17 protein-coding genes are annotated in these 17,682 nt (G+C 37.3%); 3 read left to right on the top strand and 14 right to left on the bottom strand.

The window, feature by feature from the left end; translation table 11 throughout:
* Nucleotides 1-27 precede the first annotated feature (27 nt).
* Nucleotides 28-762, top strand: coding sequence for an SIMPL domain-containing protein (locus HX13_RS08160; protein ID WP_050020682.1), 735 nt, complete (start codon nucleotides 28-30; stop codon nucleotides 760-762).
* Between the two features lie 124 nt (nucleotides 763-886).
* Here the strand turns inward: HX13_RS08160 and HX13_RS08165 are convergent, their stop codons facing one another.
* From HX13_RS08165 to HX13_RS08185, 5 genes are all read right to left on the bottom strand, one after another.
* Entirely contained in the window at nucleotides 887-1,399 is a 513-nt protein-coding gene (locus HX13_RS08165; protein ID WP_050020683.1) for a GNAT family N-acetyltransferase, read from the bottom strand.
* A 2-nt stretch (nucleotides 1,400-1,401) separates the two neighbouring features.
* Nucleotides 1,402-1,623 carry a PspC family transcriptional regulator gene (locus HX13_RS08170; protein WP_034712816.1) on the bottom strand — a complete coding sequence of 74 codons (222 nt, stop codon included), beginning with the start codon at nucleotides 1,621-1,623 and terminating at the stop codon, nucleotides 1,402-1,404.
* 105 nt (nucleotides 1,624-1,728) lie between these two features.
* Entirely contained in the window at nucleotides 1,729-2,889 is a 1,161-nt protein-coding gene (locus tag HX13_RS08175; RefSeq protein ID WP_316931273.1) for a DUF2851 family protein, read from the bottom strand.
* Nucleotides 2,890-2,916: 27 nt separating this feature from the next.
* Entirely contained in the window at nucleotides 2,917-4,065 is a 1,149-nt protein-coding gene (bshA, locus tag HX13_RS08180; protein WP_050020684.1) for an N-acetyl-alpha-D-glucosaminyl L-malate synthase BshA, read from the bottom strand.
* A gap of 24 nt (nucleotides 4,066-4,089) precedes the next feature.
* On the bottom strand, nucleotides 4,090-5,778 hold the full coding sequence (locus HX13_RS08185) for a glycoside hydrolase family 3 protein (protein ID WP_050020685.1): 1,689 nt from the start codon (nucleotides 5,776-5,778) through the stop codon (nucleotides 4,090-4,092).
* 152 nt (nucleotides 5,779-5,930) lie between these two features.
* Here HX13_RS08185 and HX13_RS08190 point away from each other — a divergent pair, with 152 nt between their 5' ends.
* Complete coding sequence (locus HX13_RS08190) at nucleotides 5,931-6,425, top strand: hypothetical protein (protein ID WP_050020686.1); 495 nt, start codon at nucleotides 5,931-5,933, stop codon at nucleotides 6,423-6,425.
* Nucleotides 6,426-6,630: 205 nt separating this feature from the next.
* Here HX13_RS08190 and ribA read toward each other — a convergent pair whose 3' ends face one another.
* The 8 genes from ribA to HX13_RS08230 all read right to left on the bottom strand — a co-directional run bounded on the left by ribA (nucleotide 6,631) and on the right by HX13_RS08230 (nucleotide 13,657).
* Nucleotides 6,631-7,227: a GTP cyclohydrolase II gene (gene ribA, locus HX13_RS08195; protein WP_050020687.1), complete on the bottom strand. Its 597-nt coding sequence runs from the start codon at nucleotides 7,225-7,227 to the stop codon at nucleotides 6,631-6,633.
* 18 nt (nucleotides 7,228-7,245) lie between these two features.
* On the bottom strand, nucleotides 7,246-7,704 hold the full coding sequence (locus tag HX13_RS08200) for a hypothetical protein (protein ID WP_050020688.1): 459 nt from the start codon (nucleotides 7,702-7,704) through the stop codon (nucleotides 7,246-7,248).
* The gene (locus HX13_RS08205) at nucleotides 7,701-8,315 is read right to left on the bottom strand and encodes a DUF4254 domain-containing protein (RefSeq protein ID WP_050020689.1); all 615 of its coding nucleotides are present in this window, start codon (nucleotides 8,313-8,315) and stop codon (nucleotides 7,701-7,703) included. The genes HX13_RS08200 and HX13_RS08205 overlap by 4 nt, the downstream gene beginning before the upstream one ends.
* Nucleotides 8,316-8,351: 36 nt before the next feature.
* Entirely contained in the window at nucleotides 8,352-8,546 is a 195-nt protein-coding gene (locus tag HX13_RS08210) for a twin-arginine translocase TatA/TatE family subunit (protein WP_050020690.1), read from the bottom strand.
* 31 nt (nucleotides 8,547-8,577) lie between these two features.
* A complete protein-coding gene (locus HX13_RS08215; protein ID WP_050020691.1) occupies nucleotides 8,578-10,140 on the bottom strand; it encodes a peptidoglycan DD-metalloendopeptidase family protein in 1,563 nt (520 codons plus the stop codon).
* Nucleotides 10,137-10,979 carry a DUF4292 domain-containing protein gene (locus HX13_RS08220; protein WP_050020692.1) on the bottom strand — a complete coding sequence of 281 codons (843 nt, stop codon included), beginning with the start codon at nucleotides 10,977-10,979 and terminating at the stop codon, nucleotides 10,137-10,139. Before HX13_RS08220 ends, HX13_RS08215 begins: the two co-directional genes overlap by 4 nt.
* A gap of 106 nt (nucleotides 10,980-11,085) precedes the next feature.
* The gene (locus tag HX13_RS08225; RefSeq protein WP_050020693.1) at nucleotides 11,086-12,102 is read right to left on the bottom strand and encodes a sugar phosphate nucleotidyltransferase; all 1,017 of its coding nucleotides are present in this window, start codon (nucleotides 12,100-12,102) and stop codon (nucleotides 11,086-11,088) included.
* Between the two features lie 133 nt (nucleotides 12,103-12,235).
* The gene (locus HX13_RS08230; RefSeq protein ID WP_050020694.1) at nucleotides 12,236-13,657 is read right to left on the bottom strand and encodes a lipopolysaccharide biosynthesis protein; all 1,422 of its coding nucleotides are present in this window, start codon (nucleotides 13,655-13,657) and stop codon (nucleotides 12,236-12,238) included.
* Nucleotides 13,658-13,845: 188 nt separating this feature from the next.
* On the opposite strand from HX13_RS08230, the gene HX13_RS08235 reads away from it, so the two are divergent.
* Entirely contained in the window at nucleotides 13,846-15,183 is a 1,338-nt protein-coding gene (locus tag HX13_RS08235; RefSeq protein ID WP_050020695.1) for a dihydroorotase, read from the top strand.
* Nucleotides 15,184-15,312: 129 nt separating this feature from the next.
* Here the strand turns inward: HX13_RS08235 and HX13_RS08240 are convergent, their stop codons facing one another.
* Nucleotides 15,313-17,613, bottom strand: a complete 2,301-nt coding sequence (locus tag HX13_RS08240) for a GH92 family glycosyl hydrolase (protein WP_128572279.1) — start codon at nucleotides 17,611-17,613, stop codon at nucleotides 15,313-15,315.
* Nucleotides 17,614-17,682 lie beyond the last annotated feature (69 nt).

Below are 17,682 nucleotides of genomic sequence, written 5' to 3' on the forward strand. Positions count from 1 at the left end.
TTGAAATCAATCAAATCCACAAATTCTATGAATAAAAATATTATTGCAGTAGCAATAGCAGCTTTAGGCTTTGTCATAGGTCTCGGTTTTTTGGGCAATGCTATCAAAAACAGGAATAAATCAGAAAATACAATTTCCGTTACAGGTTTAGGAACAAAACAGTTTACCTCGGATCTGATTACCTGGTCCGGAAGTTTTTCTAAAAATAATATTGACCTGAAATCAGCCTATGATGAGCTCGCATTAGATCGGAAAGTTATTAACGACTATCTGCTTTCCAAAAAGATAAAGCAAAATGAAATTGTATTTTCATCCGTAGATATTCAAAAGCAGTTCAGAAGCTATAATGATGCTAACGGCAATTACGTGCAGGGTGAATTTTCAGGATACAACCTTACCCAGAAAGTTTCTATTGAAAGTAAAGATGTTGCTTTAATCGAAAACCTTTCCCGGAATATTACCGAAATTATCAATCGGGGAATAGAATTTACTTCATCATCCCCTTCTTACTTTTATACTAAGCTGGCTACTGTAAAGCAGGAGATGATTGCCAGTGCTACGAAAGATGCAAAAGAGCGCGCAGAGAAAATTGCGCAAAACTCGGGAAGCAGCCTTGGAAACCTCAAAAAGGCAACAATGGGCGTGATCCAGATTACAGCACCCAATTCAAATGAAGACTATTCTTACGGAGGAACCTTCAATACTTCATCGAAAGAAAAAGAAGCCAGTATTACGATAAAACTGGAATATGAAGTAAACTAAGAAGTTAAAAAAAAGTCATTGTATATCAATAGAAACGGGCTTTAGCCCGTTTATTAAAAAAGAATCCTTCTGGCTTTAGCCAAAACTTAAAAAAATATAAAACACCGGAATTCCTCCGGCATTTTTAAGGATAAACAATATTATAAATCTCATTTTTAATCTCCTCCACATTTTCAGGAGAATAATTGGCAAGAAGCCATAAAGGTAAAGATTTCTTTCCCTCTCCATAGCTTGGCTGTACATAAGTGTTGTCAATCAGGCTAAAGCTGTTTCTCTGATAGAAAGAATAGCGTCTCTCAGCATTTTCGTTAAGATTTGCAGGCTCAATTTCCAGGATAATGTTTGGATAGCTTTCCAATAAATGTCCCATAATATGTGAACCTAATTTTTTGCTCCTGAAAGCCTCAAACACTTCAAAATGTTCTACAAAAACAAAAGAACTGAGCTCCCATAAAATGAGATAACCTACCGGTTGAGACTCATGAAGGACAGACATTACTTTTGCCTGGGCATTTGAAAATAAGGTCAAAAACAGTTCTTTGCTTCTTTGCTCGTCAATAGGAAATGTGTTGATATAAGACGCATAGATTTCCTGGACTCTATGGTCCGCTGCAGAAGTAATAGGTGAAAATTCCATAATTATAAATCAAAAACGCTTGGCCTTCTGGTAATAAAAATATCTTTAATCCAAAGTGTGAATGCCAGACCCAAGTAAATTAAAAAGAAAAAGCCTGCTGTGGCAAAAGTGGAATAGATGAAGAAGACTCTCAGTTTAGAAACGGGAATCCCTAGTTTAGCCCCCATTCTTGTCAGTACACCAAACCATTCTCTCTCCATTTTATGACGGATGTTATCAAACATTTCAATTTTCGTTTAAAAGTTTAAATCCAATACTGCAAGTTAAGCAATTTTTTTTCTTCACAGGCATTTTTATGATGATAAATCAGGCTCTGACTTTCTAAAGCGTTATTTACATGTATTCCCAGATTTTTCCAGCCTGTGACGACTGAATTTTTTTTCTGCAGAAATTTGCTCATAAAATTCCATGATCTCGTCAGTAATTTCTTCACGATGATATCTGTGGTAAGCATATTTTAAAGGAAGAACTGTGTTTAAAATCAGAAGATCAATAAAATCCCGGCTTAATATTTTAGGCTGAGCTTTTGACAGGGTCCCGAAATTAAAATGATAATCCCAATACTCCGAAGCTTTTACAGACTTAAAAATGCTATACCATTCATCGGTATGATGTGCATGGATTATTTTTGAAAATAAATTTTGGTGCCGGCTATAAAGGTCAGCCAGTTGAGATAGACGAATTGTTGGAAAATTAGGCGGTCTTAACCTTAAAAATTTAGGATAAAACTGAAGGTCTGCAATATTGAATTTTGCCTTAATAAATTCAAATTCCCTCTTCCATATTTTCATTTGCCCGTCCTGAGGAATATTCAGCCATCCGGCAATACCGAAAAATAACGCTTCCAGTTGTAAAGGGTTCAGCCGGATTTTATTGATGATACTGTAATCGACACTTTCTGCGATCTGTCTGAAAATAAAGGCATTTACTTTTAAGCCGAAAGAGTAGGCAAAACTGTGAAATAAAACGGCTTCAAAATTATTTTTATGCACAATGAGCTGCTCTTCAAGCTCCAACGATTTTTCATCCAGCTTTTTCAGAATATTCTCTTCATGGAAATTGATAGGGATTTTTGTATTATCAAAAATATTTTCGCAGGCAATGAACTGATTTTGCGGTAAAAGCTTTTCATACTTCCACAGTATGCTTTCATCAATATAATTTTTCAGTTCAAGAGCAGGAACATTCCTGCCGGTAAGTTCGTTGATTTCCAAATCATGTTCGAAAACAACATGCAGAATAATATTCTGGTAATTTGGATCCCGGGAATGGTTATGGAAAATCCAGTCGGAAGACCGCACGTGCAGCTCTATATTTCCGGCAAGGATAAGGCCATTGAATTTGATTTTGGCATCCAGAAAATCCGGTCCTGCATTTTTATTCCATTTTCCGAAATGGATGATCTCAACAGAATTGCCTTCAATATCCTTGAAGTCAAAATGTTTGAAAACCTTATAGTTCCAAAGATATTGAAGCAATTTTTCCGTCATAAGTGTGACGGTAAATATAAAGAAATATTATACTTTCGTCAGCTCTTTCTTAAAATTTTCTATCGTTGTCCTATACATTTTTTCATAGATAGGAAGAATGTTTTTCAAATCGAATTTTACCGCCTGATCTTTCGCGTTTTGCTTCATTTTGGTTAAAAGCTCTTCGTTGCTCAACAATTTAATGGTGTAGTTACTCATAGCTTCCACATTTCCGATTTCTGCTAAAAATCCTGTTTCCCCCTGTATATTTACTTCCGGAATCCCGCCTGCATTGGAGCTGATGACCGGAGTATAGGCCGCCATAGCTTCAAGGGCTGCCAAACCGAAACTTTCCTGCTCTGAAGGAAGCAGAAATACATCCGAAAGCTGAAGAATCTTATAAAGATCATTTACTTTTCCTAAAAGACGGATTTTGGAAATAAGATCCGGATTTTCTTCCAGGAACTGATTCACCTTTTCCATATCAGGACCCTCTCCGATGATAATCAGTTTTGATTTTACTTTCTTCTCTACGTTTTTAAAAATCTGCAGAACTTCGTCCACTCGTTTTACAGGACGGAGATTAGACACATGGATCAATATTTTCTCATCAGGATTCGCAAACTGGGTTCTCTGGCATTCAGAGCAGTCATCAAATTCAGAATTGTCAATAAAATTGGTAATCACCTGGATTTCCTTTTTGATATTGAAAAACTGAAGAGTATCTTTTTTCAGACTTTCAGAAACTGAGGTGATAGCATCCGATTTGTTGATGGAAAACTCTACTGCATGCTTATAACTCGGATGTTGCCCCACAAGGGTAATATCTGTTCCATGAAGGGTGGTTACAAGCGGTATGTCATTATGATCCTCCTGAAGCATCTGTTTAGCTGTAAATGCTGCATATGCATAAGGGATAGCATAATGGGCATGAAGCAGATCCAGTTTATAAAGGTTGACAACCCGGTATATCATTGAGCTTAACGCAATATCATAAGGTTGATACTGGAAAAGCGGATAAGTCTGAACATTCACCCGGTGAAAGAAAATATTAGGATTCGTAATGTCTAATCTTGCAGGAAGTGCAGAGCTTATAAAGTGTACTTCATATCCTTTATTGGCAAGGGACATTCCCAGCTCTGTTGCTACAATTCCGCTTCCTCCGTAGGTAGGATAGCAAAGTATGCCTATTTTCATTAGATTATTGTTGTTTTGATGTTGTTATAAGGCAGGGGTAAAATCTATTCCCATACCTGCTTTTAACTGGTCGTTTACCAGTACAGGAAGCTTACCCCATATTTTTGTTTTTCCGTTTAATGCATCAGCTGTGGCGTTCATTGAATCATCATTGTTTTCATAGGCTACAAGCACTGTTGAAACATTTGAAATATCAATATCCTTTAAAGCATAAGCGCTTCCAAACACAGTAAGAATCACATTTTGATTTTTAGTAAGATCAGCAAGGACTTTTTTTGACTCCGTTGATATCTTATAAGGCTTGTAAGCCGTTGAATTATCCTTATGGAAACCAACAATCACGGTAGATCCTGCGGGAATTGTATTGATCTCAGCGGCTTTTTTAATGATGACGTTGGTACCCAATCTATTGGCAAAAGTCTGGTACGGAGCTTCCTCCAAAGGAATATAGTATACCTGTTTTCCGGTGATGGGAAGCAGTTTTTTATCATCCTTTAATAAAGTTAAGGCGTTGGAATATAAATTTTGAACTAATGCCTTATGAGAATCATTATTAAGGTCGGCATTGATATTTTCCGGATTTTTCGGGGTGTACTGGGTAAGCCCCAGAAAATATTTGGTTAAAAGTATTTTCTTGACACTTTCCTCCACTCTGGATTGAGGAATTTCTCCCTTGTCAATTGCTTTTTGAATTAATTTTTTTCCTTCGGAAACCCCTTGTGAGAACAGCATAATATCATTTCCTGCTTTAAATGCCATTGCATCCAGCTCACCCGGTTTATACTTATTGGCTACGGCTCCCATATTCAATGCATCCGTAATAATTAAACCCTTATATCCCAATTTATCTTTCAATACTCCTGTAATGATGTTTTTAGAAACAGAAGCCGGAATTCCTTTTCCTGATTCTAAACTTGGTACATATAAATGCGCCACCATTACACCTCCGATTCCCTTATCCATTAATTCCTTAAAAGGAGCAAGTTCTACTGCTTCAAGCCTGTCCAGAGAATGAGAAACTACCGGAAGATCAAGGTGAGAATCCGTACTGGTATCACCATGACCGGGAAAATGTTTAATAGCCGCCAGTATATTGTTGTCCTGAAGGCCATTAGAATAGGAGAGGGCAGAGCTGATGACGTTGGATACCTCAGATCCAAAACTTCTGTTCCCGATAATAGGATTATTCGGATTGGTATTCACATCAACTACCGGAGCGAAATCCCAATTGATTCCCATTCTGTGGCAGTCTTCTGCAATTTTTGCAGACATCTGATAAACCAGGTTTTTATCCTGGATAGCTCCCAATGTCATGGCCCATGGAAATTTATGGGCGGTTGCAATCCTCTGATATAATCCCCATTCCGCATCCATTCCGATCATTAAAGGGACTTTGGACTTTTGCTGGAATTCATTAACCAGATTGATCTCCCTTGCCGCATCATCCTGCATCAGGATTAAACCACCGATTTTATCCTGTGTCACAATATTTCTGACCTGATTGATATAGTCTCCACCCTTGTTGGTATACAACGCCACGATAAAGAGCTGGCCCAGTTTTTCATCCTGAGAAAGATTTTTGTACGTTTTATCCACCCATTGCTGAGCTTTTTTCAAATCTTCTTTAGTTGCATTTTTAGGTTGGTACTGAGCCTTAACCTTAGGACTTACCAATGCTGCAATAAAGAGTGAAGTATATATTAGTTTCCTCATGACTTTTTGAATAAGAACAAAAATACGATTAAAAAAAATGACGAAAACAACGTTTTTGAAATTTTTGGTATATGATTTGAATACGCAATATAAATAATAACTAAACTTTATAAAAATGAAAAAAATTCTTCCATTTATATTACTAGCAGGTATTGGTTTTTTTATCTTATAGCTGTGATAATAGTGATGATAATGTAGTGGTACAGGATAATCCTTCTCCAATGAGAGACATTACAGGAACTTTCACCGGAGCCAATAATGCTGACTGGACTATCCATCAGGGTATTGATGCGTCATCTAGCCAGGTAGTTCTTGTATATAGAAACGAAAATTCAAATTCAAACCTTTCTGCAAAATGGCAGCTTATTCCAAAAACTTACTTCCTGACTAATGGCAGAGAATTGGATTATAACTATACTTTCAATGCAGGAAATATAGATATTACAACCCGTGCGAATTTTGATCAGAATACAATGACGAATGTGGAAGCAAATACCTATTTGAATAATCAGACATTCAGAATTGTACTTATTAAGACCGCTGCAGCTAAAAGTGCAACAGCTCCTGTTGATTACAACGACTATAATGCCGTGGTGAAATATTATAATCTTAATGATTCTAATGTTCCTTCGACAAAAGTAAAGTAAGAAATATCTTTTCAGTTTTTTATAATTAAAAAAAGCTCCGGGAGAATTCTTCCGGGGCTTTTGATTGGTAGACAAAAAATGGAATAACAGACAACAGGATTTGAATGATTCCTTGCGTAACCAATATCTGATAAAAGAATGTATCCATTGCCGGATAACTTTTTTAAATAAAAAAGCTTCAGTTTTATCTGAAGCTTTTATTTATTTAATTGTCATTGTCATCCAGGAGATGTCCAAAGAAATCTTTTTTGGTTTGCAGGTAGCCTTTACTTATTTCATTCGCAGGAATCTGTAATGGTATTCTTGAATTAAGATGAACATTACTGTCCACCACATACTTTACCTTTTCAGGGTTATTAGTCAAAAGGTTAATATCTTTCACTTCCAGTACGTTGAGGATTTCAATCGCTACGCCAAAGTTTCTGTCATCGGCGGGAAGTCCTAATTCAAGGTTGGCCTGTACGGTGTCCAGTCCTTTTTCCTGTAGCGAGTATGCTTTTAGCTTATTGATGATTCCGATATTCCTACCTTCCTGGCGAAGGTAGATAATGATCCCTCCGTTTTCATGAATGTATTTCATTGCAGCATCTAATTGCTGGCCACATTCACATTTTTTTGAATGGAAAACTTCTCCTGTAATGCATTCCGAATGAAAACGGACATTGACTGGTTTTGAGAAATCTGTATTTTCTGCCACGATAGCCATGTGGGGCATCCAGTCGTTTTCATTTTCGGAGAAAGCGATCATTCGGAATGTGCCGTGTTCTGTAGGAACATTGGCTTCCGCCTGAATTTTAATCATTGATAGTTGAATTAGTTTTTAACTTCCTGGTAAAGCATCTTCAATAACAGAAACATTGGTTTTTAAACGAACCAGGTATCTGTTGAGAACTTCGTCATCATCTTTGTCCAGTTTCTGTCTTGATTTCTGAATTTTTTTATAAGATTTTTCGAAGCTTTTAAGGGCTCTGCTTTTGCCTGTAGAATTATTGGCATCGATAGCATATAAATAATTCTGAAGGCTGTATTTCAAACTGGTTATCTCTTCGTTTAGTCCGTCATTCTTGAATTTTGGAAAAGTTGAAATCAGATTTGAAATTTCAGAAGCGTTTACATTTTCTTTAATGTTAATGTTAAAACTCTTCTTTGAGCCTCTGTCAGAATCAGAGCCTTTTGTTTCACTATAAAAATTATTAGACAGCGGGGAAAGGTTAAACTTCTCCGTTGCGCAGGAAGATGTTAATAGTATCAGTACTCCAAAAAAAACTAGTCTTTTCATTTCTGTTGCCCTTTTTGATAAAGGATTGGGTTAAGACTTTCATCGTTATACATTTTCATTTGTTTGTATACTTTCATCTTAACGTCACCGTTTTCAATATCAGTAAGCAACTGATCTATAGAAGTTGATAGGTCCTCTTTCTGAGCAAGCAATACATCCAGTTTTGCCTGGCAATTGTTTCGGTGCTCTTCAGATGCGGATTCTCTATTGGCTTCTAATGACATATGATAAACCTTCAATGCAAGAATAGATAGTCTGTCTACAGCCCAGGCGGGAGTTTCGGTATTTATTTTTGCGTCAGATTTCGGAGTTATATTTTCAAACTTATTAAGGAACCAGCTGTCTATATATTCTACCAGATCAGTTCTTTTCTGATTGGAAGCATCTATAGTTCTCTTCAGTTGAAGAGCCTCAACCGGATCAATATTTTCATCTCTAATAATATCTTCCAGATGCCATTGAACGGTATCAATCCAGTTCTTTGCATACAAAATCCGTTCCAAAGTATCTTTTTCGAACGGGTTATTAATTAGAGCGTTAACGTCATCAGACACGTGATAGTCTTCAATACATTGATTGAAGACTTTCCATGCAGTCTCAGTGAAATTCATTAATTCTAAGGAATTTAGTTACCGGAAGGGTTGTTGTTATTCGTAGAAGACGTTTTTATTCTCGGAACCTGGTTTGTCTTCTTCCTTTACCGCATCTTTAAATTCTTTAATTCCTGAACCTACCCCTCTCATAAGTTCCGGAATTTTCTTTCCTCCAAATAGTAATACCAAAAGTATGGCTACGATCAGGATATGCTGCCAAGATAAGGCAAGTATTGTTAGTGTATTCATCTCTTAAAATTTTTGCAAAGTTACGCTTTTTTTAATATGAAATCCAACCTAATGGATCAACTGGTGTACTTCCGTTCCATACTTGGAAATCAAGCGTATAAGCACCGTCGAAATCCTGTGCAACAGTTCCTACCGGAGTGCCTGAAGAAACCTGTTGCCCTTTGGAAACGCTCACACTTCCTAAGTTGGAATAGATCGTAAAATAGCTTCCGTGTTTAATGATAACGGTTTTCGTTCCATCATTATTTGCCAATACGGAAGATACAGACCCGGGATATACCGATTTTGCACGTGTTCCTGAAGGTACGGAAATTTTAATACCGTTATTTTCCTCTGTGATATTTTTGAACACAGGGTGTGGCTGTCTTCCGAAGCGGTGGGTAATTTGCCCGGCCCTGTCTGCAGGATAACCAAGTCTTCCTCTGTTTTCTGCAAAGCTGCTTCCTGATGCTGTAGAAACACCATAGTTGGTCATCGCTTTAGATTCCGCCGCTTTTTTGTCTTCTTCTTTTCTCTTGGCCAGCGCCAGTTCAGCAGCTCTTGCCGCCTCTAACTTGTTAGCTGCTTCTTTAGCTTTTGCGGCAGCCTCATCGGATGCTTTTTTAGCAGCTAATTTTCTGGCTTCATCTCTTGCGTTGGCTTCTGTTCTTGCTGCTTCTTCATTACGCTTTCTTTCTTCTTCAGCTCTTTTAGCAGCCAGCTCGGCGGCTCTTTTAGCTTCTGCCTCAGCTATTCTTCTTTCTCTTTCCAATGCCTCTGCTCTTGCTTTAGCTTCTGCCTCAATTCTTGCCTTTTCCCTTTCGGCAGCAAGTTTTGCTAAACGTATTTTCTCCGCCTCAGCCTTTTTTCTAGCTTCTTCTTCAGCTTTTGCTATCCTGATTTCTTCAGCAATAATGGCCCTGATCTGCCCTTCGAGAGCTTTGGATTGTACCTGTTTCTGCTTTAATTCGGCAGTCAGCTTGGATTCGTTCTTTTTGAATTCGGCGACAAGCTGTTCTTTCTGCGCTCTTTCTGCATTGATTGTTGCCAGGTCTTTCTGCTGGGTCAACAAAAGATTTTCTTTCTCTTTTACAGAATTCTGTCTTTGAGCAATTGTTTTTTTGATCTGGTTGGCGGCATTTGTGATTTCAGCTGCTTTTTTATCCTGATAGTCAGCATATTGTTTTAAATACTGTACTCTCCGGATAGCTTCCCCCAGATTTTTAGAAGAAAGAATGAAAGTCACTTTATTCTGAACGCCTTTATTTTTATAAGCATTTACCAGTACTTCAGCATAATTTTTTCTGAGAACAGCCAGTTCCTTATTTTGCCGGTTGATCTCAAGCTGACGTAAGTAGATGTCATCTTCAATAAATCTCTTTTCTTTTTGAGTATTATTATAGACCTTTTCTCTCAAAATTAATTTTTGATTGACGCTGGTAAGGTAGGCTATAGAAAGTTTAGATTCGCTTCTGGTTTTAGCTAAATCCGTATTTATTTGTGCAATTTGTTTTTTAAGTTCGGCATTCTGCTTCTGCAACTGTTCTTTTTTCTGTTGCCCCTGATGGAGTCCGAATATAAGAACACCTATTAAAAAGCTAAATTTTTTAATCATTTAATCTCAATTTTCTTATAACTGGATGGTACAGAATAAGGTGTTTCCATCCTCGAAAAGTCAAATTTCGTATTTTCCAGTAAGATTTGACTCGATTTTGAGCCTTTTATAATTATTTTAACATTTTTCGGAAGCCGGATTCCGTTATATTCATTCCAGTCACTATAAGAGATTTCCAACTCATCTGCAGACAAAACATCCTTCAAATTGACAGTTAATAAGTCATAATTAGTGTCATACTGTAAGGCAATTTTATACTCCCTGGTTTTTTCATCAGTAACGATTTTCTGGCTGGTATTGGAAACCATTTTATATCCCTGGGCATTTTGAGTTAATGTAAATTGTGAATCGTTGATCTTTACAAAAGTTCTTCCGAGCAGAATGTTCTCCAGTGATTTGTAATCAATAAAGTTAACGTTCAACAGATTATTAAGGTAATCAAAGTCCGAGTCAATATATGTTTTATTTACCTTATCCTGACCTTTGATCCCTTCAGGAGTTGCAATTCCCCTGGCAGCATTGATGAATAAAGCCCTTAGGTTCATCCATACCTTTTTATCATTTTCAATATAGATGGTAGCGTCCAGAGTAGGTACATAGCTGCCTGTTTCGACCCGTACTTTACTATCGATCTTAATCTGGTCAAACTTAGGCTTGATCAATACATGCTCGTAAAAAGTAAGTTTATTTCTTACCGGTTCGTTTACATCTTTGGGATTTCTGTTATCTTCTGTAGTGATGCTGTCCCGTGTATTTGCCGATTCATTTTTAACGGCATTACGGGTCTTACATGACGAAAGGGCAAGAAGCAATAAAAGGAATGGAATCCAGTTTTTCATGTATTTATCTTTTTAAAAATACGTTGCAATATTAACGCCAAACCACACAAAAGATTTTGTGTGGTTTGATTATATCTTGTTTAAGTTAATTAATTTCTAAATTTATTTATTTGGATAGAAAATCTAAAACTGAATAGTCTCCCAAAGAAATTTCCCTTGCTACTCCAAAGTATTGTGCAGAATTACCAATCATTGAGTTGGAAAGATTTCCGTGATTGATCCTTGTATTTTCCTGAATCAAAGAGTTCTCTATATTGGAATTTACAATCACCGTGTTATTTCCTAATGAAACTCCGGGACCTACTTTTGAATTAGAGATTTTCACATTTTCTCCAATAAAACACGGTGGAATGATTAACGAGTTTTCAATCACAGCTGAAGCAGGATATTGTCCCATCTCTTCTTGTTCATAGGCAAGGATTTTACTATTGGTTTCCACTGTGGCATTTTTATTACCACAATCCATCCAGTCGTTTACTTTTCCAAGAGTAAATTTAGCTCCTTTTGTCCGAAGATTTTCTAAAGCTGTTGTCAATTGGTATTCACCTCCGTTTTTAATATCATTTTCCATGATATAATTGATTTCCTCCATCAGCTTTTCGGCACTGTTGAAATAATAAATACCAATGATGGCAAGGTCTGAAACAAAAGTTTTAGGTTTTTCAACAAAATCTGTAATGAAGCCGTAGTTGTCTAATTTTACTACTCCAAAAGCAGAGGGATCCTCCACACTTTTTACCCAGATAACACCATCTGAATTTTTGTCCAGCTGGAAGTCAGCGCGGAAAAGTGTATCAGCAAAGGCTATTACAACATCCCCTTTCATAGATTCTTCAGCACATTTTATGGCGTGGGCAGTTCCCAAAGGATCATTCTGATAATAAATACTTCCTTTTGCTCCCAGTTTCTCAGCAATCTGAATAAGGGATTTTTCGATCTCAGGGCCAAAGTCTCCGATGATAAAAGCTACTTCTTCAATTTTTTCCCCTGCCACTTTCGCTATATCTTCCACCAGTCTTTGTACGATAGGTTTTCCGGCAATTGGGATAAGAGGTTTTGGAACGGTCAGAGTATGTGGACGTAATCTGGAGCCGCGTCCAGCCATCGGAACAATAATTTTCATAGATGATGTATAAGTAGTTTTTGTTTAAATGTTATTTATATTTTTGTTAAAGATACTCATTAAAATATTTTTAAGGTTTGTCTTTAACAAATCTGTTATATTGTAAGCTTAGTTATCAAAATAGAGACCAAAGTTAACTTTTTCTCACTTTTGATAATAACATATCTTTTTCCGTATAAATGAGAGTCCCGGCATACAGGATAAACAGCAGGTTCCCGATCCAGAAATTATAGTCAAAGAAATAAACGATGGCAAAACTGAAAGCCATCAAAAGTCCCAGGAATATTGTCATTTTTCTGATACGGTAAGGAATGGGGTAATATTTCTGACCAAGCAGGTAAGAGGTGATCATCATAACAAAGTAGGCGATAAAAGTTACCCAGGCTGAAACCATAAACCCGTATTTTTTAAGAAATATGAGGTTTAAGGCAATCGTAAGTCCAGCCCCCAGCCAGGAAATTACCGTTCCTACTTTAGTCCTGTCAGTCACTTTATACCACGTTGAAAAATTATAATAAATACCAAAACAAAGATTGGCAATCACAATAATAGGGATGATATCAATAGCAGTCCAATAAGAACTGTTCGGGATCAGGATCTGTTTCAGCCAGGAAATATTGGCTATGATCCCCATTGCAACTGTAGAGGCAAAGAACGTGAAATATTCTGTTACTTTTGCATAGGTGTTTTTAGCATTGTCATTATTCATCTGTTTGAAGAAAAACGGCTCAATACCCATTCTGTATGCTGTAACAAATAAAGTCATTAAAACGGCCAATTTATAACATCCGCCATAAGCTCCGGCATCTTCTCCCGGAATATAATAAATCTGGATAGCCTTGTCAAAATTTTCATTAAACATAAAAGCCAGACCGGCAATCATAACCGGCCATGAATATCTGATCATTTTCCTGAAAAGATCTGCCGAGAATTGAAACTGTACTTTGAAAACAACCGGCAGAAGCAAGACAAAACCCAAGAAGCTGGCTGCAAGGTTACTGTAAAAAGGAAATGAAACCTTCTCCTTCAAACCGAAGTCCTGTGATACACTGAAAGGAATATACAGGAATAAGGCAATTGTAATAATAGTTTGGAAAAAAGATTGTAAAACCCGTACCAGGGAATATTTTATAGGTTTATTGTTATATCTCAGCCATGCAAAAGGAATGACACATAGATTATCAAAGAAAGCAATCCATGCAAACCAACGGATGTATTCCGGATTGGAAGAATACTCCAGAGTATCGGCAATTGACTGGCTGAAAAGTAAACAACCTAATAAGAAAAAGGTAGACAGTCCGAACAAAAACCAAAAAGATGTGTTGAATGTTTTCTTTTCGTTTTCTTTTTCCGCTGAGAAACGGAAGAACGCTGTTTCAAATCCGAATGACAACATAATGTTGACAAAAGAAATCAGTGCATAAAGATTGGAAAATTTAGCAAATTCTGTATTTTCAATCTGGTTAATATATAAGGGGTTGAGTATGAATAAGATGACTCTTGGCATGATTGCCCCAATTCCATATATAATAGTCTCGTTGAGAAGTTTTTTCAAAATGTGAAATTTTATGCAAATGTAAATATTTAGAAATTGATTTTTCAGGAGTGACCATAAAATTCATTCATAAACCTTAATTTTGTTTTTTATAAAAACCGGATATTGATGGTTAGAAATGAGTATGTCATTTTAACTGTAAATTGGTAGCCGGCTTCCGTAATCTAAATCTAATTTCTACGTAAAAAATGAAAATCCTTATCAAAAATGTACATATCGTAAACGAAGGGCAGGTCTTTGAAAGCGATGTCTTAATAGAAAATGACCTGATTTCTAAAATAGGTTCCGGTATTTCTGAAGATGCTGATCAGATTATTGACGGTTCAGGAAAATATCTTCTTCCCGGTGTAATTGATGATCAGGTACATTTCCGTGAGCCGGGATTAACCCACAAGGGCGATATTGAAAGTGAATCACGAGCTGCCATTGCAGGAGGAATTACAAGTTTTATTGATCAGCCCAATACGGTACCTAATGCCGTTACTCAGGAATTATTGGCAGATAAATACGAAATTGCATCTCGGAAAGCTTATGCGAATTATGGCTTTATGATGGGAGGAACCAATGATAACCTGGAAGAGGTTTTAAAAACAAATCCAAGAAATGTTCCCGGCATAAAATTGTTTCTGGGCTCATCCACAGGAAATATGCTGGTAGATAACCCGGCAACGCTTGAAAATATCTTCAGCAATACCAAAATGCTGATTGCTGTGCATTGTGAGGATGAAGCCACTATTAAGGCTAATACCCAAAAGTACATCAATGAATATGGGGAAGATATTCCGGTTAAGTTTCATCATCTGATCCGAAGTGAAGAAGCGTGCTATAAGTCTTCATCAAAAGCTATAGAACTAGCAAAAAAAACAGGTGCAAGACTTCATGTATTCCACCTTTCTACAGCTAAGGAAATGGAACTTTTCAGAAATGATATTCCTTTACAAGATAAAAAAATTACGGCTGAAGTATGTGTACATCATCTGACTTTTACCAACGAAGATTATGAAACGAAAGGAGGCCTCATCAAATGGAACCCGGCAGTAAAAACCCAGAAAGACAAGGACAGCCTTTGGGAAGCGTTGCTGGATGACAGAATTGATGTAATTGCTACGGATCACGCTCCTCATACTGCGGAAGAGAAAAATAACGTTTATACAAAATGCCCGTCAGGAGCTCCTTTGGTACAGCACTCACTGGTCGTGATGCTGGAAAACTATAAAAACGGGAAAATTTCTCTTGAGAAAATTGTTGAAAAGATGTGCCATAATCCGGCTATCCTGTTCAGGGTGGAAAAAAGAGGCTTCGTAAGAGAAGGTTACAAGGCAGATCTTGTATTGGTAGACCTTAACGCTGATTGGACGGTAGCTAAAGATAATTTACTGTATAAATGCGGATGGAGCCCGTTGGAAGGAATGAATTTCCATTCTAAAGTAACCCATACCTTTGTAAACGGACATCTTGTGTATGATAATGGTAAAATTGCAGATGAAAAATTCGGTGAGCGTTTGCTTTTTGAAACAAGAGATTAAGAAAATATAAAATCAACAGAAGCGGGCTTTAGCCCGCTTTTTTAATGTGAAAATATTCATCGGCTTTAGCCAAAACCTGGCAATGGAAAGAAATAGATACTTTCCTCTGGTTGAAACAAATTTTTCAATCTAAAATCTTTTCGCTTTATTTCCCATGTAAAACGTTAGCTTCCCTCCATTCATAATCTCAGAATGTTTCAGTGTAAAACTTTTGATTGCTCTTCCATTCAAAAGAACCTTCTGAACATATACATTCTTTAGACCTTGATTGATCGCTTCGATTTCAAAGGTTTTTCCATTTTCTAAATTCAGAATAGCATAGTCTACAGCAGGACTGCCGATGGCGTATTGATCAGAACCCGGAGCAACAGGATAAAAACCAAGAGAGCTCAGAATATACCATGCGCTCATCTGACCCGTGTCATCATTTCCTCCCAATCCGTCCGGTGTAGCCTTATACTGCATCTCTAAAATATGACGTATCTGTGCCTGTGTTTTCCAGGGCTGCCCGGCCCAATTATAGAGATATGCTACGTGATGGGCCGGTTCGTTTCCGTGAACATATCCTCCGATAATTCCTTCTCTTGTAATATCTTCCGTATCTGCAAAGAATTCATCAGGGAGATGCATTGTAAATAATTCATCCAGTTTGGAAGCCAATTTTTTCTTTCCTCCCATCATTTTGATCAGTTCATCAGGGTTGTGGGGAACGAAGAAGCTGTAATTCCATGAATTTCCTTCAATAAAGCCCTGTCCATGGGTGCTTAGTACATCAAAATCTTTCTTGAAGCTTCCGTCAGATAAACGGGGCCTCATAAATCCGATTGACGGATCAAAATTATTTTTCCAGTTTTCAGAACGCCTGATAAATTGATTATAAATTTCAGTTTCTCCCAGATGTTTTGCCAATTGGGCAATCGCCCAGTCATCATAGGCATATTCCAGGGTATTGGAGACTGAAGTTCCATTTTTTTCAGCAGGGATATAGCCTAAATCAATATATTGCCCGATCCCTTCATAACTTCTTTTGTTTGCTGTTTCCACACAAGCTTTCAGCGCTTCTTTAGGGTCGCCGTTATAATTTCCTTTGATAATAGCATCTGCTACTACGCTTACACTATGATAACCACTCATGCACCAGTTATCGTTGGCATAATGAGACCAGATGGGCAGCATTTTCATGGAAAACTGATTGTAGTGAGCCATCATAGACTTTACCATATCATTGTTCCGTTGAGGCTGGATAATGTTAAAGAAGGGATGAAGAGCACGATAAGTATCCCACAATGAGAAAGTGGTATAATGGGTGAATCCCTCTGCTTTGTGAGTATTTTGATCTAAACCTTTGTATTCTCCATTCACATCCATGTAAATGGTAGGATTAATGAAGGTATGGTACATGGCTGTATAGAAATTGATTTTTTCAGTTTCTGATCCTTGGATCACAATTTTATTTAATTCTTTATTCCAGCTTTCCTGAGTTTTGGCCTTGATCTGATCAAAGGATAAATTTCCGGCTTCCTTTTCAAGGTTTTCCAATGCATTGGCCTGGCTTACGGGAGAAATGGCCAGTTTGATTTCGATGGTTTCATTTTCCTGAGTGTCGAAATCAAAATACATTTTCAGGTTCCTGCCTGCGATTTCAGGAAAGTTTTTAGTCTGATCGAATTTTCGCCAAAAACCCTTGTATACTTGTTTCTCATCATAGTTTTTTTGCCCGTATGATTTGAATGGTTTTGAGAATTTCATGGCAAAATAAACCGTTCTGGTTCTTGCCCAACCATTGGTCTGGCGGTATCCTGTAATGGTATTTTCATCTTCCACACGAGCGTAAGTCCATACATTTTTACCGTCATAATTATAAATTCCTGCCATCAGATCGAGGATAATATGAGATTGGTCAGACTTTGGGAAAGTATAACGATGGATTCCCACCCGTGGGGTTGCGGTGAGTTCTGCGAGGATATTATAATCATCCAGTTTTACTTTGTAATAGCCGGCTTCAGCCTTTTCGTTTTGATGGGAAAACCGGCTTCTGTATCCCTTTTCAGGATTTGAAGCAGTTCCGGGATTCAATTGAAGTGATCCGGTAGTGGGCATGATCAGAAAATCTCCCAGATCAGAGTGTCCCGTACCGCTGAAGTGTGTAGAGCTAAAACCTGTAATGGTTTTGTCTTCATAGCGGTAGCCTGCACAGTATTTATAAACTTCTCCATTATATTTGCCATTCAGTTCATAAGAAATGGTATCTGTTTCCGGGCTAAGCTGTACGGCCCCAAAAGGAGTAGTGGCTCCCGGATATGTATGCCCCATTTTCTCGGTTCCTATGAATGGATTTACATATTGGTAAAGTTTTTCGGATTTTTGTGCTTTCAAGGTCGGGGTAAAAAACACAAATGAAAGGAGAATAATAATTCCGGGATTTTTCATGAAAAGTAGATTATTAAATGATAAAATTAATTAAAAAATAAAATAATAATCCATTCTTGTTTCAATTTA

The organism is Chryseobacterium sp. P1-3, assembly GCF_000738495.1.
GTDB classification, from domain to species: domain Bacteria; phylum Bacteroidota; class Bacteroidia; order Flavobacteriales; family Weeksellaceae; genus Chryseobacterium; species Chryseobacterium gallinarum.